Origin of the sequence: Flavobacterium cheongpyeongense (assembly GCF_003202435.1) — a bacterium.
Taxonomy (GTDB): Bacteria; Bacteroidota; Bacteroidia; order Flavobacteriales; family Flavobacteriaceae; genus Flavobacterium; species Flavobacterium cheongpyeongense.
Genome location: NZ_QJHK01000011.1, coordinates 116,950 through 140,691 on the forward strand (window position 1 = coordinate 116,950; position 23,742 = coordinate 140,691).

A 23,742-nucleotide genomic window follows, 5' to 3' on the forward strand; every position below is an offset into this window, starting at 1 on the left:
TTAAAATCTAAACACCATTTCATACGTCAAATAGTCCATAAAATGTTGAGTACTTATTTTTATAATCAGTTTTTTCAATCTGAATTACACCAATTATTTTTTTTATAAAAACTTTTCTGGATGTGTTTTTAATCTCCAAAAACAACTTCATAATCTTTCTGAATTAAATCCTACAAAAAGAAGTTTTTGTGTTTTTACTATACTCCATTTTCTTCTCAAATCAACTTATAGTCAAAATACATTTATCTTATGGTTAATTTGACTACAAGTGTAGTGTAATTTTTCTATATTAACAAAAAATTAGCTTTAATTTTTTTCAATTCAAATAATACGAGGTTATTTTTTATACATTAATCAAATTAAACAGCTATTAACAATTAAAAACTATTAATAAATCAGCCATTTATTAATTAAATTGATAATGATTTAAAACACTTATTCAATTTTATTCGCATTTTTTTTAAAAATTCTAATATCATAATGGCAAATTGCAAAATATGTGTCTTTTTAAGACAATACTGTTATTTTTATTTATTTAATTTGTCAAAATTTTAACAACATGGTTGATAATTTAGATGTTAACATTATCGTAAAAAATGACTCTCCAGTAATGAATGCCATTACGATTGACTGTGTTATATTTGGTTTTGATAAAGGAAGCCTTGAAGTTCTTTTAATTCAGCACGGAGAAGGAATAAGTAAAGGAAAGTGGGGACTTCCGGGAGGCTGGATTAATAAAAGAGAAAGTATAGATGCTGCCGCTCATCGATTACTGAATGAACTGACTTCATTAGATCATATCTACTTAGAGCAATTAAAAGCATTTGGAAATCCGGATCGTTTTCCTCTCAGACGCGTCATCACAATTGGGTATTATGCCCTAATCAAAAGAGAGGACTATAACATTCAGGCAGGTTTTACAGCTTCTGATGCCAAATGGTATAAGATTAACGAAATCCCGGATTTAATTTATGACCACAATGAAATCCTGTCATACAGCCTCCAACACTTACGCGACAGGGTTCGTCAGGCACCAATTGGATTCAACCTTTTGCCGGAAAAGTTCACACTGCTGCAATTGATGCATTTGTATGAAGAAATATTAGGAATCGAAATGGACAAATCAAATTTCAGGCGAAAAATTCTGCACATGAAATTACTTGTTGCATTGGATGAAAAACAACAGGATGTTTCACACCGGGCAGCTCAGTTATACAAATTCGATTCAGAAATTTATACAAAACTTACTGAAAAAGGATTTAATTTTGAATTTTAAACCAGCTTATAAAAAGCAAAAAAATGGCATTTTTACATTCTAAAAAAACTTCTAAGACTTACAGTGGAGCACCCTCTGGAATTCAAAATCCGGTTATCGACGGAATCACCATCGATTGTGTCATATTTGGGTTCAACAAAGGAAATCTCGAAGTTCTTCTGGCGCATCATGCAGAGGGCGAAAGTATCGGAAAATGGGGGCTTCTTGGAGGCTGGCTCAAAAAAGAAGAGAGTTCTGATGCTGCAGCTCAACGAATTTTACATGAACTAACCAGTCTTGATAATATCTATCTGGAACAGTTAAAGGCATTTACAAATCCAAATCGTGTACCTGGAAGAAGAGTTGTAACAATTGGTTACTACACGCTGGTGAACCGCGAGGATTATAATGTAAAAGCGGGATTAACCTTAATGGAAGCCACCTGGTACAAGATTAATGAACTGCCTGATTTGATTTTTGACCACAAAGAAATCCTGCAATTCAGCTTAATGCAACTTCGTAACAGAGTACGTCAGGCACCAATCGGCTTCAATCTTTTGCCGGAAAAATTCACTTTATTGCAGCTAATGCACCTTTATGAAGAAATATTAGGAATTGAACTGGACAAATCTAATTTCCGAAGAAAAATCCTGCACATGAAATTACTGGTCGCTCTGGATGAAAAACAGCAGGATGTTTCCCATAGAGCTGCAAAACTCTACAAATTTGATTCAGAAATCTACGAAAAACTGACCGAAAAAGGGTTTAATTTTGAGTTTTAGAACTTCTTTTAAATCACAGTATTCAACAATCATTCATCTTCATTCCAGAATCCAAAACTTTGCGCTATATTTGCGCCTTAATAACACGCTCTAAAGTATTTACAGCAGGGCAAATTCATACCCAAAAATTACTAAAACTCGTTTAGAGAACTGAATATAAAATGAAGAAGATACGTAACTTTTGCATTATTGCACACATTGACCACGGTAAAAGTACACTGGCAGACCGATTACTTGGCGCTACACAAACCGTTACAGCCCGTGAAGAGAAAGCACAATTGCTTGACAACATGGATCTGGAACGTGAACGTGGAATTACCATAAAAAGTCACGCCATTCAAATGGAATACACTTACAAAGGTGAAGAATACATCCTGAATCTGATTGACACTCCGGGTCACGTTGACTTTTCATACGAAGTTTCACGATCTATTGCGGCCTGCGAAGGTGCTCTTTTGATTGTTGATGCTGCACAAAGTATTCAGGCACAAACAATTTCTAACTTATATCTTGCTTTAGAAAACGATCTGGAAATTATTCCGGTTTTGAATAAAGTCGATTTACCAAGTGCTAATCCTGAAGAAGTTAGCGACGATATTATTGATTTATTAGGATGTAAATTAGAAGATATTATTCATGCTTCTGGAAAAACAGGTTTTGGCGTTGAAAATATTCTGGCAGCCATTATTGAAAAAATCCCGGCGCCGAAAGGAAATCCTGAAGAACCGTTACAAGCTTTGATTTTTGACTCCGTTTATAATCCGTTTCGTGGAATCGAGGTTATTTTCAGAGTGGTGAATGGTGAAATCAAAAAAGGGCAGAAAATTAAATTCATGGCTACCGACAATGAATATTTTGCTGACGAAATTGGAACTTTAAAATTAAATCAGGTTCCTAAAACTGTTGTTTCAGCCGGAGATGTTGGTTATTTGATTTCCGGAATTAAAGAAGCCCGTGAGGTAAAAGTGGGTGACACGATAACAGATGCAAAAGTGCCGACTACCAATATGATTACCGGTTTTGAGGATGTAAAACCAATGGTATTTGCCGGAATTTATCCTGTTGATACTGAAGATTACGAAGATTTGCGTTCTTCAATGGAAAAATTACAGCTTAACGATGCTTCGCTCGTATTTGCTCCTGAAAGCTCGGCCGCATTAGGTTTTGGTTTCCGTTGCGGATTCTTAGGAATGCTTCATATGGAAATTATTCAGGAACGTTTAGAGCGCGAATTCGATATGACGGTTATTACTACCGTTCCTAACGTTTCGTATTTGGCTTACACCAAAAAACATCCGGAAACAGCATTAGTTGTAAACAATCCTTCTGACTTACCTGAGCCATCACGTCTAGACCGGGTTGAAGAGCCTTATATCAAAGCGACTATCATTACAAAAGCTGATTTCGTTGGAAACGTAATGAGTCTTTGTATCGAAAAACGTGGTTTAATTACCAATCAAACGTATTTGACAACAGAACGTGTTGAGTTGAATTTTGACATGCCGCTTGCCGAAATTGTATTCGATTTTTACGATCGTTTAAAAACCGTTTCTAAAGGTTATGCTTCTTTTGACTATTCTCCAATCGGAATGAGAACTTCAAAACTGGTGAAACTGGACGTTCTTTTGAATGCTCAGACGGTTGATGCACTTTCTGCCCTGATTCACGAAGACAACGCATACAACATCGGTAAAAAAATGACCGAAAAACTGCGTGAATTGATTCCAAGACAACAATTCGACATTCCGATTCAGGCGGCAATTGGTGCAAAGATTATTGCTCGTGAAACCATTAAAGCCCTTCGTAAAGACGTTACCGCAAAATGTTACGGTGGAGATATTTCGCGTAAGCGTAAACTTTTGGAGAAACAGAAAAAAGGTAAAAAACGTATGAGACAGGTTGGAAACGTTGAGATTCCGCAAGAGGCGTTTATGGCTGTTTTGAAATTGAACGACTAGTATTTTTAGAAGAAAGAATAAAGAGTCAAGAATATAGACTAACCCAATGACGAAAGTTATTGGGTTTTCCTTTTTCACTAAAGAAGCCCGCCACAAATTCCCAATCCAATTAATAAATAAACCGCTCCCAAAATAAAAAGCACTTTTGCTGTCTTCGGATGGTTCTTTTTGACTGCAAACCCACCAATAGTTAATAAAATCGGAGGTCCTACCATAATAGCAACGAAAAATGCTACTATTCCGCCTAAATTGCCTACTTCTAATGCTGTCATAATCTTAAATTTTACTTCTTAGTTCTTCTAATCTTTCTATTTTGTCGTCCCTGTAAAACAAATTCATGGTTTCAAACGGGATGATTTTATTGTCTTTGTTGACAATATGCACACATGATTTTTTAATCGCCCTGACATCAAAATTATAAGCATCAATAAACTGCATGATGATAATTCTGAACAAGTTATCGTAGCCTAACTCAGGAGCATCGATATTAGGCAGGCAGCAGAGAATTGATTTCAGGTTTTCTTCGGCTACTTCTACTGAATTTCCTGTACTGAACAATTCGATCATTTTTCCGTGAAGCACTTCGTCCTGTTCGTAAATAATGGTGTTTTTGCTATTGTCCAATAAATCATTTGGATTAATATAGCGTGTTAACGGAAAAACTTCGTCTCCCAGCTTCAAGGCATAGCCCATCACTAAAGCATCCGGATTGCAGGGAACAGGGAGCAAATCATCTGAATTAAAAATGGATGTTTGTTCCAAAATTTTTCTTCTCACTTCGGTTAGTGTCATCCGGTCCTTTTCGGGGTTGAAGTTTTCCAGTCTTCCGGCAATTTGTGTGGGTTGAAATGTAACGCCTCTGATGCATTTTTGTTTTAATGCAAATTCGACTATTTTACCAATTTCATTATCATTCAAACCTTTTTGAAGCGTAACCACCAATGTTGTGGACAAATTAAGTTCATTGAGGTTTTCTAATGCCTGTTTCCGAATTTCGCTCAAATCGGCACCGCGGAGTTCCTGCAATACGCTATCTTCAAAAGAATCAAACTGCAGGTAAATTTCAAAATCAGGTGCATAGCTTTTTAGCCTATGGGCAAATGCTTTGTCTTTTGCAATTTTGATTCCGTTAGTGTTAAGCATTAAATGCCTGATCGGAAGTGATTTTGCATAATCCAGAATTTCAAAAAACTGCGGATGAATGGTAGGTTCGCCTCCGCTAATCTGGACAACATCAGGTTCCTTTTCATTTGCAACGATGGTATCCAGCATGGTTTTTATTTCTTCCAGCGTTCTGTGTCTTCCGTATGAAGGCGATGAACCGGCGTAACAGGTCGGACAAGTCAAATTGCATCGGTCTGTAACCTCAACAACCGTCAGACAGGAATGCTGTTCATGATCCGGACAAAGACCACAATCGTATGGACAGCCGTAATGTGTTTTGGTATTAAAAGTATAAGGCGTTTCAGAAGGTTTGTTATAGTTTCGGATGTTTTTGTAATATTGAATATCATCGGCAATCAGCACTTTTGAGTTTCCGTGTTCCGGACATCTTTTGAGCATGTAGACATTATCATTTTCAAAAACAATTTTAGCATCAATTCGCTTTAAGCATTCAGGACAAAGGCTTAAGGTAAAATCATAATAAGTGTATTTTCTAACTGGCATTTTTTACGAATAAATTTAAAATTGTTTGGTGATAATAGAGCAGACAAATTAAGCATAAAATCTGGATGGAACTTATTCCTGCCACGAAAAAATGATTGGGTTTTATAAATTCTATAAAAAACCGAAATGTAAAATAAGCAATCATAAAATACTGAAATAACAAGCCGTTTGGTAGATTTTTGCTTTTTAGTTTTTTCAATAAAACAAATAATAATCCCAAAAAAACCAATTCATACAAAGCAATTGGATGGCGTTTTATTCCATCACCCAAATTCATACCGAGAAAAAAAGAAGTGGCTTTTCCATACGTAAATTCATTTGTTCCGGATAAAAAACAACCGATTCTGCCAATAAAAATTCCCAGAATTATGGGAAACGTAAACAAATCACCGGAAGATTCTTTTTCGCCGATAATTTTTTTAGCTGTTTCAACCCCTAAAAGTCCGCCAAACAATCCACCCATAATGGTTTTGGTATTGAAAAGACCTAGAAAGGATTTACTATCAGAAATAATAACAGGATGCTCTAAAAAACCAACTATTCTGGAACCCAAAAAAGCGCCAATAGCGGCACCTAAAATTATCGATAACCGATTGATTGTGATGATCCTGTCGGCAGTTCTTTTTCTTAAAAAAGCATAATACCGATACCCGATAAAAAAGGCTAAATATTCTAAAACTAAATGAATATTAATTTCATAACCAAACCATACGGGCTCAAACGGAATCTTCATTTACAATTACTATTCGGGGTTTTGATTTAATACTATAATTCTGTAAAGATGCAAAAATTTATTGTTTTTAACTCTTTGCGATAAATACTATCTTTGAAAAAAGCTTAAAATGGACGAAACCCCAAAACGATTTGACCGGATTGTTGCCATCCTGATTCAATTACAATCTAAAAAAATTGTAAAAGCACAGGAATTGGCGGATCGTTTTGAAGTGAGTTTACGCACTATTTATCGGGACATCAGAACTCTTGAAGCTTCCGGAGTACCTATTTACAGCGAAGCCGGTGTTGGTTATGCCCTGATGGACGGTTACAGATTGCCACCGGTGATGTTTACGCGCGAGGAAGTAAGCAGTTTTATTGCAGCTGAAAAACTGATGCAGAAATTTACCGATCCCTCCCTTGGCACCCATTATGCATCGGCAATGTATAAATTGAAATCGGTTTTAAGAAGTACCGATAAAGATTATCTTTCGAATATTGAATCGAGGGTAATGATGCAGACTGCTGAACCCCTGTTTAACGACAATTCTCCAAATACATTAGCGGTTCTTTTTGAAAGTATTGCAGAAAAAAAGCAAATACTGCTGACATACAAAACTTTTGCAAAAGACGAAACTACGCAACGAAATTTAGAACCTGTAGGTGTCTTTCACGACAATAACAATTGGTATTTTCTGGGATATTGTCATTTACGAAAAGATTATCGGCAGTTTAGAACAGACCGAATTCAGTGCATCAAAAAAACTGATTCTGATTTTATCATCGAACATGATTCGCTGGAAAGCTATTTGACTAAAACAGAAACCTGTCCGACTACAAAAGTCCGAATCTTAATTGATAAAAAAATAGCGCGCTATTTAGCAGGAGAACGAAGATATCATGGGTTTATCTCAGAAAAAGAAGTCGATGGAAAAATAGAAATGACCTTTATGTGCCGGGATATTGATAATGGTTTTCCGCGTTGGTTTTTGATGTTTGGCGATTATGCAACAATTCTGGAGCCGGAAATTTTAAAGACAAAAACATTAGAATTACTGGAGATCAACAAAAAAAGGCTTTTATAAAAAACGCCTAAAAGAAGAATTGTAATTTCAACTTTTAGGCGTTTTTTATGTACATGCTTCAAAAAAAATTATCTTTCCCAGAAAAATGGAGGCTGGATGTTTAAAGCTCTTAGATAAACATATCCTTGTCCGCGGTGGTGTACTTCATTATCAATAAAATATAAAACATTCTGAATGACAGGAAACTCATATTGTCCAAAAAGATTAAAAGTTTCACTGAAATCTTCAACTGATAATTCTTGCCAGTATTTATTGATTTCTTCTGTTGCCTCGTCCCATTTTTCAAGATACTGAGCCTTAAAAATCAATTTTTCATCCGCTTCTTCTTTGTACGGCTGAATTTCACGGTTTACAATTCCCTTTAGTGCAGGAACACCAATTGCCAGAAGTTCATCTGCTAATTTTGCAAAGGGTCTCATGCCACCTATTGAAAACTCGAAAAAATCTTTTTCAGGAAAAAGTTCAATTACACGTCTTGTAAGAGCACGGTGACCCTGCCAGTGTTTCAATAAATCTTCAGGGGTAATTACTTGTGCAGCTACTGTTTTCATAATTTTAAAGTTTTAATTTGTTTAATACTTCAAAATTATGGAGGGCCGGTGACAACAGTTTGTCAGCAGCGAAAATAAATTTTATTTTATTTTGTAATCATTTATTTTTCAGCCATTCAAACAAACGGTTAGCATCTTCAATTTTAAACAATTGTGTTCCTTCGTTCATTGTTGCTGCAGATCCGCAGGCGACACCCCAACGAATGACTTCGTTCAGAGGTTTGTTTTGTGATAATGCCCATACAATTCCGCCTACCATACTGTCTCCTGCTCCAACAGTACTTTTTTTGGCGACATTTGGTGCCGGAACAAACTCATAATCGTCTTTGGTTACCAAAACAGCACCCTGGGGTCCAAGCGAAACCACCACGATTTCTGCTCCGCCCTGAGCGATTATTTTTTTAGCCGCTTCATTAACTTCTTCCATTTCTAAACGTTCAGCCCCAACTAATTTTGCTAATTCGCCAACGTTTGGCTTAATAAGATAAGCGCCTGTTTCTAATACTTTCTTTAATGCCTCCCCGGAAGTATCAACAATCAATTTTGAGTTAGATTGTTTAGCAATTTTGGCTACTTTCTGATAAAAATCTGATGACAGACCTTCATTAAGGCTTCCGCTTGCTACCAGATATTTTGGTTTTAACTTCGAAATCGTTTCTAAAAAATTTTGAACTTCAGAATCGGATAAAACATCGCCTGTAAACCCAAAGCGGTATTGCGAATTGGTATTATCATCAACTGCAATGAAGTTTTCTCTTGTTACGGTTTCCGTTTCAACTGTTTCAAAATCAATTTTTTCTTTGGCTACTAAATCCTTTAGCATCTCTCCAACTGCTCCCCCTGATGTAAAAACGGCCAGAGAACTTCCGCGGAGACGGGAAATGGCTTTGGCAACATTTATTCCGCCACCACCGGCATCAAACTGAGGTTGTTTGCACCTTATTTTTTGTTCTGCAACCAAACCTGAAAAATGGGTGCTTTTATCTACTGAAGGATTTATCGTGAGAGTAACTATATCAAATGATTTCATGTTTATAAATATTTAGAATAATGGTTTAAATTAAAGCTTCTATACCATTTAACAAAATTAAAACTGCAAAACGTTTTTTATAAAACACAAATAAGAATCATAAAATACTGAAAATCATATTTTTAAAAATATAATTTCGTAACTTTAAGTGGTACAACTAATAAAATATGAATTATGAGATCGACTCTGCTTCTGGTTTTATTATTTTTTTCGACTATATCTTCATCGCAAGGAATCATCGTCGACACTACAACTTTGGCTGTTCCTCAACTAATTCGAGAAGAATTGATGCAGAATGCCTGTGCTAATGAAAGCAATTTCAAATTTTCTTCACATAGAAGTATTGGAAAATTTACAAATACCAATCCTAATTTCCCCATTTCCCACGGAATCATTATTCGGAATGGTATTGCCAAATATACTGAAGGCGCCTACACAGGACTCAATGAAAGCAGTCGGCTAAATACCAACGATGATAGCGATTTGCAGAATATCAGTAATGAAAACGGCCAAATTGTCCCCATTACCGATGTGAGTTATCTTCAGTTTGATTTTACTCCTTTGTCAAGTAATTTTAGTTTTGATTTTCTTTTTGCTTCCAATGAATATGGAGAATTCCAGTGTGGTTTCAGTGATGTTTTTGCCTTTATCCTGACCGATTTGACAACGGGGATTTCCAAAAACCTTGCTGTGGTTCCAGGGACAACAACTGCTGTTTCTGTTAAGAATATCCGGAATCAGCAGTACAATTCTTCCTGTTTGTCTGCCAATGCCAATTTATTTGATCGTTATAATGTAAACAATACCTCAGGATCGGCCATCAATATGAGAGGAGAGACCAAAGTTTTGACAGCATCTTCGACCGTAATCCCAAACAGGACTTATAGCATAAAACTCGCCATAGGAGATTATAACGACAGTAATTATGATTCGGCAGTTTTTATAAAAGGGGGCAGTTTTATAACCACTATGAATTTAGGCCCCGACAGCATTATCTGTCAGGGAGAAAGTCTCACCTTGCAATCCGGACTTGTAGGGAATTACAATTATGTATGGACCCGCAATGGAAATGAAATTCCCGGAGAAACAAACAGCTCTTTAACCCTTAATCAAGCCGGGACGTATGGACTTACAGCAACACTTTCCGGCTGTATTATCAAAGACGAAGTAGTCATTAAAGATTTGGTCATTAAAACGCCCAAAGACCTGATTGCCTGTTACAATACAAATGGCAGCTATCAATATGACTTAACCCAGAATAATTTGACTGCCTTAGGGATTGATGCTTCAAAATATACAATCTACTATTTTGATTCTTTAATATCAGCCAATGCAAACGGTCCTGCGATACCGCAAAATCAATTAAACTCTTATGCCAGTTCAGGAAACCAGACTATTTACATAAAAACTGTTCCCCTTAACAATACTACTGCCTTTTGCAATAACCTAATTTCATTTCATTTGCTGGTAACCGAACCGGTCAACATTGTAAAACCTCCCGACATCAGCGTTTGTGACAATATTTCCGGAAGAGTAATTATTGATTTGACCGTACAGGAAACTGCTCTATTAAATGGATTAAATCCTGCAGAGTACAAAATCAGGTATTTTAGAAGTCTGACAGACGCAAACAGTGCAACGAACAACATTACAGATCCAAAGGCCTTTAACACATCCACAGCTCAGACACCTCAAACCATCTGGGTGCGGGTCGAAAACATTTCGAGTTCAGTTTGTTTTGCTACAGTCAATTTTAATATGATTTTTTACCCACTTCCGGCAGTAGATGATATTCCGGATGTTGTCGCCTGCAACAGTTACACATTACCCCCAATTGAAAATGGCGAATATAATACAAAACCAAACGGAACAGGGATCAAACTGAATCCCGGGGATATCATTACCAAAAGCGGGGTTTATTACATTTTCAACAGGTCGGGTACGAATAGTTGCACCAACGAGACCTTCTTTAATCTAGTCCTGATATACGAGATTACTTTTAAAAAAGAAGCCTGTGGTCAATATACAATTCCGCGGGTACCTGCAGGTGGTTTCTTTACTGCTGCTGGAGGACAGGGAAATCCTATTCCCGCAGGAACAATTTTTACCACTGGTCAGACTGTTTATTATTATGCCAGAATCAACGGAACGGTTTGTCGTGACGAAGCATTAACTTTTGTGGTTCATCCATTGCCTTTAGTAGATAAACCCGGTAATGTGGTGACTTGTAACTCCTATGTTTTGCCTCCTTTGACAAATGGAAATTATTATACAGCAACCGGAAGCGGAGGTACGCGAATGAATCCGGGAACAACTATCACTACCAGCCGAACACTATATGTTTTTGCAGATGACGGAAGATGTACAAATGAATATTCCTTTAAAATTAACATTATCAATTCTTCAATTTTTGTTCCCATTACCAGATGCGGAAACTATATTTTACCTCCGGTTGCTATTGGCGGTTATTATGATAGTCCGGGCGGACAGGGTAAAGAAATTCCTGCCGGGACCAACATTACCACTTCACAGACCATTTATTATTACGCAAATACGACAACTTCGCCTAATTGTACTGATCGTTTAAAATATGAAATAACTATAAAAACACTACCACCGGTAGATACACCGCCCAACACACTGGAATGTGAGCGTTATGTCCTGCCTCCTTTGGTCAATGGCAAGTATTTTACCAAAACCAATGGTGGAGGGACACCATTAAAAGCCGGAGACGTTATCACAACAACTCAGACTATTTATGCATATGCAGTTGGATCCGAGTGTACCAACGAGCATAGCTTTGTTGTCGAAATCAGGAAACGTCCATTGGCAGATAGTTTCACAGATGTGGTCACCTGTACAGCTTTTAAACTTCCTGTATTGAAAAACGGAAAATACTACACCGCAACAGGAGGCTCCCATGGTCAGGGAACCCAAATTACGGAAGGAACACTCATAAACACCTCCCAGACTATTTACATCTATAACGAATGGGCAGATTTTACAGACTGCAGTAATGAAACTTTTTTTAAGGTTAATTATAACGGAATAGACGTTGGTACCTTTACTGATATTAATGTTTGTGACAGCTATACACTGCCTCCTTTACAATTAGGAAATTATTATGCACAGCCCGGAGGGAAAGGTCCCGTTATTCCGGTTGGGACCATTTTAACTGCTTCGCAAAGGATTTATGTTTATGCTATTTCCGGTAAACGACTGACCTGTTCCAGCGAAAAAGACTTTTTAGTCAACATTTCTAAAACTCCGGTATTACCCTCAGTTCCGGATGTTAGCATTTGTGGAAGCTATACACTACCGACATTACCACTTGGAAATTATTTCAGCGGACCAAACGCCACCGGTACACGCTATTTGGCCGGACAGCAAATAACCGCCAGCCAGCAAATGTATATTTACGCTGCAGCAGCTACAAACCCAAATTGTACTGCTCAGGATGATTTTAACATTACGGTTTATCCCTTAAAAAATCTGGTACTGAAAAACGAAATCATCTGTGTTGATTTTCAAACAGGAACCACGCTGCGTTCAGCACAATTGAGTTCAGGACTTAATCCGTCAATCTATACGGTTGACTGGTATTTAGACGGTAACAAAATAAGTACGGGTCCAAATTATACAGCGTCAAAAGAAGGAACTTATACCCTGCAAATCACCAAAAACACACCCGATGTTGGTAATGATTGCGGTTACAATCCGGCTACAGTTGTTGTCGACAAATCGAGTCCTGCAGTGGCAAGCATCAACATGACCGACTCTTTTCAGGAAAATACCGAAGTTACCGTTACACTTCACAATGGCTTTGGAAGCTATGAATATCAGCTCGATGACGGCAGTTTTCAAACCAGCAATACTTTTTATGATGTTGCTTCAGGAGAACATGTTATCACGGTGCGAGATGTTAAAGCACATTGCGACGACCAGATTGTAATAATCAATGTACTCCAATATCCTAAATTTTTCACTCCAAACAACGACGGCTACAATGACACCTGGAACATTCCCGATCTTGCTTACCAGCCCAATGCGCTCATTACTATCTTCGACCGATACGGGAAAAAAATAAAACAGATAAAACCTTCCGGTGTCGGCTGGGATGGCACTTACAACGGCGATCCGCTTCCCGCTACCGATTATTGGTTTGAGGTTTTTTTTACCCTAAACGGGACATCACAGGTTTTCAAAGCACACTTTAGCATGAAACGATAATCATTTGGGCGTGCCACCATCCCGGTAAAAGGGCCAAACTACTTTACGGTTATTCGCCCTCTTACCGGGATGCTGTCAGGCTGTCTGCGTTACTTCGGTAACCTGCTCCCATCCTTCACGCGGTCACATAAGAACATTTTTGTAAGTTTGAGATTATTATTTTTTTATATTTGGAAAGGAAAAAAACTTTCGCATATATACAAGTTGGTGGCAATGTTGCCCGAAGAGAACCGAAAAACAATACTAAAATGAAAATTAAATCTTTACTTCTTATTACGATTCTAACAATATTTTGTGGTTGTAGTTCGAGTTTTGTTCAAGTATTTGAAACAAATACAGAAAATAAAAACATAATAAATGAAGATAGTTATATCTATGAAAATGACAGTATTAAAATTACTTACAACTTTTGGGAAGACAATGGAAAGATGAGTTTTATAGTTTATAATAAGCTTAAAAAGCCATTATATATTGATTGGAAAAAATCATCTTATATAAGTAATACTGTCAAAATTAATTATTGGGAAGACATAACTACAACTAATAGCGTTGAAGCAAGACAAACGATTATTGACAATAAAAAATTTAATACTGGATTTAATATTAGAAAATATTATTTAGCAAATTCAATTGGCGTAAGTTAGTCCGTATCTTCAAAACCAGAAAAAATAACATTCATTCCGCCGAATTCAAATTATTTTAGAACGCAATTTAAATTATTACCAATCAAGGAACTTAAAGTAAAAAATTATAATTCCATCGTAATTCCTAATCTAAACAATAAAGAAAAGATGGAAAATGCTCTTAAGAAAAACTTCTCGAAAAATGAAAGTCCCCTAGTTTTTAGAAATTTTATAACAATGTCATACAATGAAAATTTCACAACTGAATTCTATGTTGACAACGAATTTTATGTTTCTAAAGTCACTAAACTCAAGTCTAATCAATTTGAGGCAATAAAGCGAAAAGAAAATAGTGCGTTTTTTGAAAAAAGCGAAGATGGGAAACTACTAAAAATTAATCCTTATAAAAGTGAAAAATCATTTTATGTAATCATTAAGCAATAAACACAGCCACCAACAGCCGTTACACGACATTTGGGCATTTGGCTGAATTTAAAGATAGTTTTGTACTTGAAAGATTTGGCAAATCCGAAAAGATTACGCTTTTTTAATCCCAAACCTCGTGTAGCGCCAGAACGTTACCAACATTTATGAAGAAAATCATTCTAATAGCGACATTCATTCTCTTTGAAAAAGCAAATTCCCAGATTAATTTTAGATTTGACACAAACAGTTTTATATTAGGCTTAATGGACGATTATAATGGCCGAACTGTAGCTTTTGAAAGCAAAGAGTCTGCAAGTTACATTGGAAGTACAAAACCAGAACTAAGCAGAATGTTTTCAGACTCGATTTGTAAAGTTTATAAAATTTCTAAATCAGAAATTACAGAAAAGCAAAATTCATTCTTCAATGAAAAAATTGCAACTCAAATCAATAATTTTTATTTGAAATATTTAGACGAGGGAATGGATTATTATAATGAAAAGACACAGCAATCCTACAAAGTACACAAACTTATTTTGGATGAGCATAAATTTATTTATAACTATCAAAAATTATCCTTTCTTGCGGGAATATTTTACAACTTTGGTAAACTAGATAATGGGGAAGTAATTTTTAAAACAGCAAATTCCTCAAATTTTAATACCGCTGTACATTTCATTAGTGATCTTGGTTTCAATTATTGTGAAAAAGCAAAAAAAGAGTATAACATTCCAACTGTTCAAGAAGTAACATTTGTACCATCAGGGGAATACATTGATTTCTTTAAAACATTAGAAAAAAAACGAATAAACGGCTGGTAACCGTAATCGCGAGATTTCGGTAACGGGAAGTTGCAGTTTCGCGAAGAAAGTTTATCTTGGCAGAGAAAACTCAGACCGCTTTGATCCGCTACTGACGGTTACAGGAGAGACGTTATGAAATATTTTGCAAAGACAAAATGAAAACACTTTATTCTTTAATATTTTTTATCTGTTTCTTAAGCTGTAAGGAAGGTAAAACTTCTGAAAGCAACAACTCCTGCGACTGTGAAGCAGATTTCAAAACAGAATCAACTATTTACGCAAAAAATGTTAGTCTAAAAATTGAAAATGACAAAACTGTATTGATTTTCAAATGTGTATCGATGCAAAACTCTTTTATGTCTTTTTCTGATTTCGTTCAAAAAAACAAAGAAAACACAATTAGTAACGAAATTGAGTGCATTTCAAAAACAAACAATTCGTTAATATTATCAAAGAATTTTGATTATTCAACCGAAGAAATGAAATATATGGAAATAACTAAAGAAGGTGCACAAGATTCTTTTTTAAGTGAAATAAAAAAAATGATATTGAAATACTTTATATGTTTAAGTTAAATGAGAAAAAAGAAATTTCCTCTGTATTTAAATAAAAAAACATCGCATACAGCCACTACTAAGAATTTAGAAAATTAGCTTAATAAAAAAATGGTTTTCAATTTCGAAATCATTTTGCAGATCCAAAAACAGGACTCAATTTAGTTTCAAATTCTCTGTAACAACAGAACGTTATAAGCAATTTTAAAACACAGTGTCTAAAATGAAAATTTTTAAATATTCAGTACTATTTACTTTAATGACATTGGTATCGTGTACGAACTCAGTGATAATCAATGATGAATTTAAAATTGAATACTTGGAAATGTATTCTTCAGTTTCTTTGCATAATGAACACCAAGGTTTTGTTAGTAACGTTACAGAAGCTTATTGGAATAACGATTCTTTAGTAGTTTCAGACGAAACAGGTTGTTTTCTCATTGAATTTGGAAAAACTAAATACAATGACGAAATGATTAAGATAGAATGCGGAAATTTAAGTCATAAATTAAAAAAAGGAAGTATAAGAAAGTTTATAAAAAATGATGACTGACAATAGAAAAATCCTTATAACAGCCAGAACGAATTTAGGTAATTGGCTTATGGAAAGTTGGGTTTTGTATTTCTTATGATTGCTTAGCCTGTTCGCTATCGCTGGCCAAGCACAATAATGTACTTTTAGTCGCAAGCTCACTGTAGTACCAAAAAGAAGAATGTTGACGGTAATTTTACTGAACCTACCACCACAAAAGAAAACCATAAAAAGTGAAACAAGTACTCAAACTTATAACTATTGCTTTAGTAATTATTCCAGTTTTTGCTTTTTCTCAAAAGGACAAAAATTATATTATTGTTGGTTATTCCAGCATTTGTTGCGGAACACCATCAGAAAAACCGATAATGGATTATGTCAAAAATTTTGAAAAGAAAAACAAATTGAAGCCATTTGAAATCTTTGTAGAACACGGTTTAGGAAAAGAAGGCGAACACGCTTTCTATATTGGAACAGATAACTTGAACACCAAATTGACAAAATATTTTATGGACGGATTAAAGATTATGGCTACCAATCAAAATAAAAAACGTTCAAAAAATGGAGATGGATATGTAAATGTGGACAATAACCTTATACCAAATTCAACTTTGAAAAGCATAAAAGTAAAACCGAGAACCAGTATTAGTTCGTTAGAAATTTATGACTACAAAAAATAAATTGTTTTTCTTGAATAAAAAAAAACCTTCTAACAGCTACAATCGATTTGTGCAATTAGCTTAATGCAAAATGTTTTGTATTTGGATAACTTACTGGGCCTGTTGACTATCACAAAAAACTAACTGCTAAAAACAACAAAAATAATGAAGCGAATATCTCTTTATGATAGCCTTGGATTTGGGATGATAGTTAACTTACCAACTGGTATAACTTTCTCTAATCAAACAGGAGGAAATAAATGTTTACAAGCAGAACTGGAAGGTATTTATATTCCTGTTGGGAATGAAGTTATTATTGAATCGAATATCCTTCATAGCCCAGAAACCGAACTAACAAAATATTTTCTCTCTTCAAAATATCAAGGAACTGGTGCAACGAATGGAATTGATCCTGAAGATGTATACGCAATTGAATCAATACTCGAAAAGTATAATTTAAAAGATTTTATAAGTATTGATAATACAAAACTATGTGAATCACATGAAGCTTGGATATGGGTAAAAATAAATGTAGATTCACAAAATAATTCACTTTTAAAAAATTTCGACAAAACTTCTTTAAACGGAGTTATTACGTGGAATAATAGTGACTAAATTACTTCAACTAAAATCAAATAACTCATTTATAAACACTTACAAGACACTTTGAAGTTTTTAAAGCAAAAACTCAAAATACAGAAGATGCAAAAATTGACTTTTTAATTGCCGTAAAACAGGTAACCAATGTTAGACGAACTTTATAATTACTAACTGAAAAAGGAAGAACCAAACAGGAGTTGTCTGCTTGCATTGCGAAGCATTATTCTTGATCAGGACACAAATATTACCGAAACGAAAAAGTGGGGAATGCCCTGTTTTTGTTATAAGAAGAAAATGTTTTGCTATTTGTGGACAGATAAAAAAACAAACGAACCTTATATCCTCATGGTAGAAGGCAAATATCTTGATTATCCTGAACTGGAAGAAGGTACGCGTTCCCGAATGAAGATTTTCAGAATTAATCCAAACAAAGACTTACCGTTAAAAACAATAGAAACCATTTTGCAAAAAGCGTTAGACTTATACAGAAACGGAACAATAAAAATCAAAGAATAACAGAGAGAAAAACACATAAGTAACGAGAACAAAACCTTCAACTTGGTACACGTCTGCTGAAAACTAAATATTTTTTTAAACACTTAAATTTATTGTTCATAGGCAATATTTCCTTAATTATTCTATAAACTTTTATAGATTTACACTAAGTTTTTAATTATTACTCGCATGCAAAACGCTACTACAAGTCAAAAACAAATTAAGAAAAGAAGTAAAATCGTTGGCTGGATTCCTTTTTTCGCCATTATTCCCCTTGGTTTTGGAATCTTTTTATTGGCAAAAAGTCTACTAAGCGATTCATCACCACAAATGGCAAATATTGTTGTGAAAAAGAATGGAAAATCATACATCTATTCCAACATGGGTAAATTTATCGTTGAAAATGCAATTAAAAACAAACAAAGTCCGGCAGTAATCGCAACAACATTGATCTACAAAGATGGAGACGAAATTTTTCTTGATCCAATGAACCTCAGCAATTTCAGTAGTGTGCTATCAGGTAATTGTAAATACTACGATTACAAAGACATTAGCGTCGATGGATACGTTACGCAAGATTCAATGAACACCAACAACTTAAAAACACGGATTAGATCAACAAAACAAATTGGGATTCAACTAACTGAAAACTCATTGATTTTGGAAAACGGAAAGAAAAAATTTCCAATTGTTTGGTCAATCAATTCAAGTACCGGAGAAAAAACAGCCGTGAAAAATTGTGAGAAACATGCCTTTTCTGTTAAATCGAATCCATATCCTGGCAAAACGGTTTTTTCCTCCAAAGATTTCATTGTCGTTAATTTGTCTAAAATTGGCCGATACTTTAATCTGAAAACAAACTACAATTCCGATGAGAAGATTCTCTATATCGAACAATAAAATCAACTGTGGGGCTTGTTTGCAAAGAGTGTCTTTTTTAAATTTATTGGCTTTATGATGATTTTCGACTATAAATTCGTGTTTTTTTTAGAATAAGGACTACTATTCTAAAAAAATGCCTTATTTTATGATAATAAATTTAAAGAGACTCTAAAATAAAAAACTACCCCTAATTATTAAACTTAATTAACCATCCAAAAAAATGAAGAAAATTCAATTTGTATTTTTATTACTTTTCATTAGCAATCTTTCCTTTAGTCAGACAAATTTTAGATTTTACAAAACCATTGAAGATTATTACAACGATAAATTTATACCAGGATATAAAATAGCTCAAAATTCTTTTCTTTATGTCATTTTTGCAGGAGAAAGCCTCTTGATAAAAACTGACAATGGAACAGAAAGAGTTGGAATTTCTCATTTTTGTGCTGATTTTTACTCTCCTGAAGAGGATCAATTATGGAGAAGATATAAAAATAAAAGCTACATAATTTTAGCACATGGCGAATTTTGTTTCTATGTTACTCCCGGATTTTCAAGCTCTCCTGAATATTATTCAGAAACTATCTCGGGTCCTGTTAAAAAGTTTAAAAGTAAGGTATTGACTAAAAGATTAAAAGAGAAGGGACTTTTAGAAGCCTATAAAAAAGATAAGCCTAAAAGAGAATTTAAAGATAGTGTAAACGATTATTTTAATAAATTACTGGCCAGAAACATTAAGTATGTCAATTTATTAAACCAAGCATAATGTTTTACCTTGTAACAATTTTAAGACAAAATAAAAAATGGTTTTGCATTAGCCCGGATTGAAGTAAAAATCCTTTTGATTTTAATCGAGTTCAAAAAAAACTTTTTTTGCAACGGAAAGTGGGACCAATGTTGCCAAAAAACCAAATGCTGGTGCTACAAAATAATAATCGAACTCCGTTTATAGTTATTAAACCTTCAACTTCGTACCTTTGCAAACTTGGTAAAAACCAAAAAGCAATAAAGAGACAAAATGATCGAAGATAAAAACCCACAACGTACGAGTATAGCGCAATTAGGCGAATTTGGTTTAATAGAACATTTAACCAAAAATTTCGATGTTAAACAGGAATCGACTTTAAAAAGTATTGGCGATGATGCTGCAGTTCTTGATTTTAAGGATAAAAAAGTAGTCGTTTCGACCGATTTATTAATTGAAGGCGTGCATTTTGATTTGGCTTATATGCCCTTGAAACATTTAGGCTATAAAGCTGTGGTTGTAAATGTATCCGACATTTGTGCTATGAACGCCAAACCCACACAAATAACGGTTTCTGTGGCTGTTTCTAATCGTTTTCCTCTGGAAGCCTTAGAGGAATTGTTTGAAGGAATTACACACGCTGCAAATGAATATAAAGTAGATGTTATTGGTGGGGACACGACCTCATCTCAAAAAGGTTTGATTATCAGTATTACCGCAATTGGGGAAGCTGATGCAGATGAAATCGTGTACAGAAACGGTGCCAAACAAACTGATTTATTGGTCGTAACCGGTGATATTGGAGCTGCTTATATGGGGTTACAGGTTTTAGAAAGGGAAAAACAAGTATTTCAGGTTAATCCAAATAATCAACCTGACTTAGATCTTTACACTTATTTAATTGAACGTCAGCTGAAACCTGAAGCCCGAAAAGATGTCCGAACGCTTTTGCACGCTCTTGAAATCAAACCTACTTCGATGATTGATATTTCAGACGGATTATCTTCTGAGATTATTCATTTGTGTAAACAGTCAAAAGTGGGCTGTAATTTATACGAAGATAAATTGCCACTGGATCCTCAGTTTATTTCGACTTGCGAGGAGTTTAATATTGACAGCACAACAGTTGCTATTAATGGCGGCGAAGATTATGAACTGCTTTTTACAATCGACATTAATGATTTTGATAAGATAAAAGGAAATCCAAACTTCTCGATTATTGGTCATATGGCTGATGAAAGTGAAGGCATACATCTGGTAACCCGTGCGAATACCAAAATTGCCCTAAAAGCGAGAGGCTGGGATGCTTTGAGTGAGTAATATTTTTAGAAAATCAAATAAAAATTCCAAATTCCAGCTACATGCTTATTGGAATTTGGAATTTTATCTACAAAAGTCCTTTGCTTTTGGCTTCTTTTACTAAATCCTCATCAGAACCTGATTTTATTTTGAGCAGTTCTTTCAGTCCTTTTTTTCGCCTTCTTATTGCGTTTATGGAAATAGGAATATAATGTGGCATTTCTTCCTCAGATGTTCCTTTGGACAAATGAAATAAAATCTGTTTATCAAATTCATCAATCTCAATGGAGTTGTGGGGAGACTGATTCAGCATTTTCTGAACCGACTGACTGTAATATTTATCGCTTTTCATGACTTTATCAAAAGCAAAAAGCAATTCATCAAATGTCAGATCATTTTTAATAATCAGTCCATTAGGCTGTATGGTTCTGATAATGGTTTTAATTTTTAGTAATTCGGTATACATTGTAAGCAAAATAATTTTGCAGTTAGGCATATAATCCAAAATTAATTTTGCTATATCTTCTCCTGAAAAAATTTCTTTTTCATCATAAGCCGGCATGCTGATATCTAAAAAAGCAATATCAAAAGGAACGGTTTCAGGATTCGTGATGATTTCATAAGCTGATTTACAATCTTTTGCCTGCGAAATCAAAAACTCATGGCTTTCAGGATTATAACGTGTTATAGCATTTTTATAACCCTCAATGATAAACGGATGGTCGTCTACAATTAATATCCTGCTTGTTTGTTTAAGCGATGGTGGTAAATCAGCTTTCATTATGAATTTTATTTATTTTTTGATCTATTGGTATCTTTACTAAAATAGTAGTCCCTTCACCCTTTGCTGAGTTTATTGTGACATTTCCATTGCATTCTGCGGTTCTGTACACAATATTTTGCAGTCCGATCCCTTTTTTTGTTTTATGAGTATTAAATCCTGTTCCATCATCTGATATTGATAAAACCAAATAATTGATCTCACTTTTAAACCCGACTGTAATTGTTTTAGCTCTGGCATATTTATTACAATTCTGAAGTGCCTCCTGAATTATCCTGTACGAATTAATTTTTACAACATTGCTTACCAGATCCCATTTGATATTAGAGTCAATATTATAAACCAATTTTGTATTGAATGTATTTGTCTGGCTTTGAAACAATTTTTCTAAAATTGCAACAAAATTATTAATCAATCCGGATTTTTCTTTGTTTAGATCATGCGAAATTTCCCGAATATCCTGTTCAATTTCTTTTAATTCCAGTAAATATTTTTTCCTTTTGTCTGAAGCTGCTTCTTCATCTAATTTATCCAGGCTGTCTAAACTGATCCTGACCCCAAACATCCTTCCTAAAACACCATCATGCAACTCCTGTGCAACTTTTTTCTTTTCGTTTATTCGCATTGTTTCAATTGCGTTTTGCTGCGAAATCATCAAATTGTAAATGTCCTCGTTTGCAATTTGCTGCTGCTGCTTAAAAAGCAATTCCCTGTTTCTTGCCTGTTGCGTTTTATAAATATAAAAAAACAACCCTATAAGTGAGAGAATACTAAAAACATACACTAAAGTTCTGTTCTGTATTTCTAAACTCGAATTTTCGCTTTTTATTTCATTCGTTTCATATTCTATCCGGGTAAATTTATCACCCATTTTTCGTTCGGCCTTTTGCAAACTGTCGTTTATGCGAATATACTCCTCTGAAAATTTTGAAGCTTTTTTGGGTTGAATCAAAGACAGCTGTTTCAAAGCAACCAGAACATTGCGAAAGTTTTTGGTACGTTTTGAAACTATAAGTGCCTGATGAGAATAATGCAAAGCCTTAGCTGTGTCTTTTATTGAAGCGAAATACTCTGACAAATGCATTTTATTTGCTGTTATACCTGATGCCAACTGTAAACTGTCCCTTATTTTAAGTGCTTTATAAAATAAATCAGGAAGCTCTTTGGTTTGATTTAATTTCAACTTAGAATATGCTAAATTGTCCATTAGAATAGCATATAATTCGGGTTTTTGATTAAAGAGGTTTTTTTCTTTTAATCCTTCCTGAAAATAAAAATTAGCTTTTTTGTAATCATTAAGGTTTTGATAAACAAATCCTATATTATTTAATGAAGTTGCTTTTGGCTGAAACTCAACAGGAATTACTTTATCATCAATACTTGCAATGGCCTTATTGTGAAATTCAATAGCTTTTTCATATTCCCCCAATTCATTATAAATTACACCCAGTAGATTATAAGAGTCATACAAAATATCATTATTATTGCTCCCCTTAACAACCCGAAGTGCATTAAAGACAGCTTTTTCGCTACCATAGAAATCGCCTTCATTAAACTGTAACAATGCCTTACTAAGTCTTGTTTTAGCTAGATTATAAAACGAATTAGATTGTGAATAAAGTTTTTCAGCTTTATAATAGTAAAAAAAAGCACTATCTGAAACAGATTGAGAGCTATAATAATCTCCGAGATAAGTATAAGCCTTAGACATAGAAACGGAGTCCTTTGCATTTTGAGCATTTTCTAATACTATTTTAACCGTCTTATTGTATTCATTCCAGTCCCGCATATTAAAATAACGGTTGGCAACTTTAAACAGATTTACCCTTTTGATTGAATCATCGGGTTGGCTCATAATAACTTCAAAAGCTTTCCGGTTGTATTTTTGTTTTATATTAACTGGTAACTTATATTCATTAGCAAGTGATAAATACAAATCCAGACTGTCCTTAGATTGGCTGGAAACACTGCTAATTTCATTTTGCCTGGAACAGCCAAGAAAAAAAATAAATAATATAAGGCAGTGCTTTTTCAACTTTGTCTTTTAGATTTAATCAAAAATACAAAACA

At 34.6% G+C, this 23,742-nt stretch carries 23 protein-coding genes; 16 read left to right on the forward strand and 7 right to left on the reverse strand.

The window, feature by feature from the left end:
* Positions 1 to 559 precede the first annotated feature (559 nt).
* From DMB65_RS13445 to lepA, 3 genes are all read left to right on the forward strand, one after another.
* Positions 560 to 1,276, forward strand: coding sequence for an NUDIX hydrolase (locus tag DMB65_RS13445; RefSeq protein ID WP_110307148.1), 717 nt, complete (start codon positions 560 to 562; stop codon positions 1,274 to 1,276).
* 23 nt (positions 1,277 to 1,299) lie between these two features.
* A complete protein-coding gene (locus tag DMB65_RS13450; RefSeq protein WP_110307149.1) occupies positions 1,300 to 2,037 on the forward strand; it encodes an NUDIX hydrolase in 738 nt (245 codons plus the stop codon).
* Positions 2,038 to 2,198: 161 nt separating this feature from the next.
* Entirely contained in the window at positions 2,199 to 3,995 is a 1,797-nt protein-coding gene (lepA, locus tag DMB65_RS13455; protein WP_110307150.1) for a translation elongation factor 4, read from the forward strand.
* 77 nt (positions 3,996 to 4,072) lie between these two features.
* Here lepA and DMB65_RS13460 read toward each other — a convergent pair whose 3' ends face one another.
* Genes DMB65_RS13460 through DMB65_RS13470 form a run of 3 tightly spaced genes read right to left on the reverse strand, consistent with a single transcriptional unit; the run spans position 4,073 to position 6,396 of the window.
* Positions 4,073 to 4,267, reverse strand: coding sequence for a hypothetical protein (locus DMB65_RS13460; RefSeq protein WP_110307151.1), 195 nt, complete (start codon positions 4,265 to 4,267; stop codon positions 4,073 to 4,075).
* Between the two features lie 4 nt (positions 4,268 to 4,271).
* A complete protein-coding gene (locus DMB65_RS13465) occupies positions 4,272 to 5,663 on the reverse strand; it encodes a radical SAM protein (protein ID WP_110307152.1) in 1,392 nt (463 codons plus the stop codon).
* Entirely contained in the window at positions 5,653 to 6,396 is a 744-nt protein-coding gene (locus tag DMB65_RS13470) for a prolipoprotein diacylglyceryl transferase family protein (RefSeq protein WP_110307153.1), read from the reverse strand. The genes DMB65_RS13465 and DMB65_RS13470 overlap by 11 nt, the downstream gene beginning before the upstream one ends.
* Positions 6,397 to 6,505: 109 nt before the next feature.
* On the opposite strand from DMB65_RS13470, the gene DMB65_RS13475 reads away from it, so the two are divergent.
* A complete protein-coding gene (locus DMB65_RS13475) occupies positions 6,506 to 7,462 on the forward strand; it encodes a helix-turn-helix transcriptional regulator (protein ID WP_110307154.1) in 957 nt (318 codons plus the stop codon).
* A gap of 68 nt (positions 7,463 to 7,530) precedes the next feature.
* Here DMB65_RS13475 and DMB65_RS13480 read toward each other — a convergent pair whose 3' ends face one another.
* Both DMB65_RS13480 and DMB65_RS13485 read right to left on the reverse strand, forming a co-directional pair.
* Complete coding sequence (locus DMB65_RS13480) at positions 7,531 to 8,013, reverse strand: DinB family protein (RefSeq protein ID WP_110307155.1); 483 nt, start codon at positions 8,011 to 8,013, stop codon at positions 7,531 to 7,533.
* Positions 8,014 to 8,110: 97 nt separating this feature from the next.
* Positions 8,111 to 9,043 carry a 1-phosphofructokinase family hexose kinase gene (locus tag DMB65_RS13485; protein WP_110307156.1) on the reverse strand — a complete coding sequence of 311 codons (933 nt, stop codon included), beginning with the start codon at positions 9,041 to 9,043 and terminating at the stop codon, positions 8,111 to 8,113.
* A 174-nt stretch (positions 9,044 to 9,217) separates the two neighbouring features.
* On the opposite strand from DMB65_RS13485, the gene DMB65_RS13490 reads away from it, so the two are divergent.
* The 12 genes from DMB65_RS13490 to thiL all read left to right on the forward strand — a co-directional run bounded on the left by DMB65_RS13490 (position 9,218) and on the right by thiL (position 20,912).
* Positions 9,218 to 13,273, forward strand: a complete 4,056-nt coding sequence (locus DMB65_RS13490) for a T9SS type B sorting domain-containing protein (RefSeq protein ID WP_110307157.1) — start codon at positions 9,218 to 9,220, stop codon at positions 13,271 to 13,273.
* A 248-nt stretch (positions 13,274 to 13,521) separates the two neighbouring features.
* Entirely contained in the window at positions 13,522 to 13,917 is a 396-nt protein-coding gene (locus DMB65_RS13495) for a hypothetical protein (RefSeq protein WP_123955344.1), read from the forward strand.
* 216 nt (positions 13,918 to 14,133) lie between these two features.
* Positions 14,134 to 14,340, forward strand: a complete 207-nt coding sequence (locus DMB65_RS13500; RefSeq protein ID WP_123955345.1) for a hypothetical protein — start codon at positions 14,134 to 14,136, stop codon at positions 14,338 to 14,340.
* A gap of 146 nt (positions 14,341 to 14,486) precedes the next feature.
* Positions 14,487 to 15,143 (forward strand): hypothetical protein, encoded by a 657-nt coding sequence (locus tag DMB65_RS13505; protein WP_123955346.1) that lies wholly within the window; start codon positions 14,487 to 14,489, stop codon positions 15,141 to 15,143.
* A gap of 137 nt (positions 15,144 to 15,280) precedes the next feature.
* Entirely contained in the window at positions 15,281 to 15,700 is a 420-nt protein-coding gene (locus DMB65_RS13510) for a hypothetical protein (protein ID WP_110307161.1), read from the forward strand.
* A gap of 304 nt (positions 15,701 to 16,004) precedes the next feature.
* Positions 16,005 to 16,232 carry a hypothetical protein gene (locus tag DMB65_RS13515; RefSeq protein WP_123955347.1) on the forward strand — a complete coding sequence of 76 codons (228 nt, stop codon included), beginning with the start codon at positions 16,005 to 16,007 and terminating at the stop codon, positions 16,230 to 16,232.
* A 212-nt stretch (positions 16,233 to 16,444) separates the two neighbouring features.
* The gene (locus tag DMB65_RS13520; protein WP_110307163.1) at positions 16,445 to 16,891 is read left to right on the forward strand and encodes a hypothetical protein; all 447 of its coding nucleotides are present in this window, start codon (positions 16,445 to 16,447) and stop codon (positions 16,889 to 16,891) included.
* A gap of 144 nt (positions 16,892 to 17,035) precedes the next feature.
* The gene (locus DMB65_RS13525; protein ID WP_123955348.1) at positions 17,036 to 17,485 is read left to right on the forward strand and encodes a DUF6210 family protein; all 450 of its coding nucleotides are present in this window, start codon (positions 17,036 to 17,038) and stop codon (positions 17,483 to 17,485) included.
* Positions 17,486 to 17,671: 186 nt separating this feature from the next.
* Positions 17,672 to 17,986 carry a DUF1801 domain-containing protein gene (locus DMB65_RS13530; RefSeq protein WP_317048141.1) on the forward strand — a complete coding sequence of 105 codons (315 nt, stop codon included), beginning with the start codon at positions 17,672 to 17,674 and terminating at the stop codon, positions 17,984 to 17,986.
* A gap of 168 nt (positions 17,987 to 18,154) precedes the next feature.
* Positions 18,155 to 18,865, forward strand: coding sequence for a hypothetical protein (locus DMB65_RS13535; RefSeq protein WP_110307165.1), 711 nt, complete (start codon positions 18,155 to 18,157; stop codon positions 18,863 to 18,865).
* 202 nt (positions 18,866 to 19,067) lie between these two features.
* Positions 19,068 to 19,613, forward strand: coding sequence for a hypothetical protein (locus tag DMB65_RS13540; protein WP_110307166.1), 546 nt, complete (start codon positions 19,068 to 19,070; stop codon positions 19,611 to 19,613).
* A 252-nt stretch (positions 19,614 to 19,865) separates the two neighbouring features.
* Complete coding sequence (thiL, locus tag DMB65_RS13545; protein ID WP_110307167.1) at positions 19,866 to 20,912, forward strand: thiamine-phosphate kinase; 1,047 nt, start codon at positions 19,866 to 19,868, stop codon at positions 20,910 to 20,912.
* A gap of 67 nt (positions 20,913 to 20,979) precedes the next feature.
* Here thiL and DMB65_RS13550 read toward each other — a convergent pair whose 3' ends face one another.
* A complete protein-coding gene (locus DMB65_RS13550) occupies positions 20,980 to 21,672 on the reverse strand; it encodes a response regulator (protein ID WP_110307168.1) in 693 nt (230 codons plus the stop codon).
* Entirely contained in the window at positions 21,662 to 23,707 is a 2,046-nt protein-coding gene (locus DMB65_RS13555) for an ATP-binding protein (RefSeq protein ID WP_110307169.1), read from the reverse strand. The genes DMB65_RS13550 and DMB65_RS13555 overlap by 11 nt, the downstream gene beginning before the upstream one ends.
* Positions 23,708 to 23,742: the final 35 nt, after the last annotated feature.

Coding starts and splice junctions, on each gene's coding strand:
- DMB65_RS13445 (WP_110307148.1), top strand. CDS start 560: ATGGTTGATAATTTAGATGTTAACATTATCGTAAAAAATGACTCTCCA.
- DMB65_RS13450 (WP_110307149.1), top strand. CDS start 1,300: ATGGCATTTTTACATTCTAAAAAAACTTCTAAGACTTACAGTGGAGCA.
- lepA (WP_110307150.1), top strand. CDS start 2,199: ATGAAGAAGATACGTAACTTTTGCATTATTGCACACATTGACCACGGT.
- DMB65_RS13460 (WP_110307151.1), bottom strand. CDS start 4,267: ATGACAGCATTAGAAGTAGGCAATTTAGGCGGAATAGTAGCATTTTTC.
- DMB65_RS13465 (WP_110307152.1), bottom strand. CDS start 5,663: ATGCCAGTTAGAAAATACACTTATTATGATTTTACCTTAAGCCTTTGT.
- DMB65_RS13470 (WP_110307153.1), bottom strand. CDS start 6,396: ATGAAGATTCCGTTTGAGCCCGTATGGTTTGGTTATGAAATTAATATT.
- DMB65_RS13475 (WP_110307154.1), top strand. CDS start 6,506: ATGGACGAAACCCCAAAACGATTTGACCGGATTGTTGCCATCCTGATT.
- DMB65_RS13480 (WP_110307155.1), bottom strand. CDS start 8,013: ATGAAAACAGTAGCTGCACAAGTAATTACCCCTGAAGATTTATTGAAA.
- DMB65_RS13485 (WP_110307156.1), bottom strand. CDS start 9,043: ATGAAATCATTTGATATAGTTACTCTCACGATAAATCCTTCAGTAGAT.
- DMB65_RS13490 (WP_110307157.1), top strand. CDS start 9,218: ATGAGATCGACTCTGCTTCTGGTTTTATTATTTTTTTCGACTATATCT.
- DMB65_RS13495 (WP_123955344.1), top strand. CDS start 13,522: ATGAAAATTAAATCTTTACTTCTTATTACGATTCTAACAATATTTTGT.
- DMB65_RS13500 (WP_123955345.1), top strand. CDS start 14,134: ATGTCATACAATGAAAATTTCACAACTGAATTCTATGTTGACAACGAA.
- DMB65_RS13505 (WP_123955346.1), top strand. CDS start 14,487: ATGAAGAAAATCATTCTAATAGCGACATTCATTCTCTTTGAAAAAGCA.
- DMB65_RS13510 (WP_110307161.1), top strand. CDS start 15,281: ATGAAAACACTTTATTCTTTAATATTTTTTATCTGTTTCTTAAGCTGT.
- DMB65_RS13515 (WP_123955347.1), top strand. CDS start 16,005: ATGTATTCTTCAGTTTCTTTGCATAATGAACACCAAGGTTTTGTTAGT.
- DMB65_RS13525 (WP_123955348.1), top strand. CDS start 17,036: ATGAAGCGAATATCTCTTTATGATAGCCTTGGATTTGGGATGATAGTT.
- DMB65_RS13535 (WP_110307165.1), top strand. CDS start 18,155: ATGCAAAACGCTACTACAAGTCAAAAACAAATTAAGAAAAGAAGTAAA.
- DMB65_RS13540 (WP_110307166.1), top strand. CDS start 19,068: ATGAAGAAAATTCAATTTGTATTTTTATTACTTTTCATTAGCAATCTT.
- thiL (WP_110307167.1), top strand. CDS start 19,866: ATGATCGAAGATAAAAACCCACAACGTACGAGTATAGCGCAATTAGGC.
- DMB65_RS13550 (WP_110307168.1), bottom strand. CDS start 21,672: ATGAAAGCTGATTTACCACCATCGCTTAAACAAACAAGCAGGATATTA.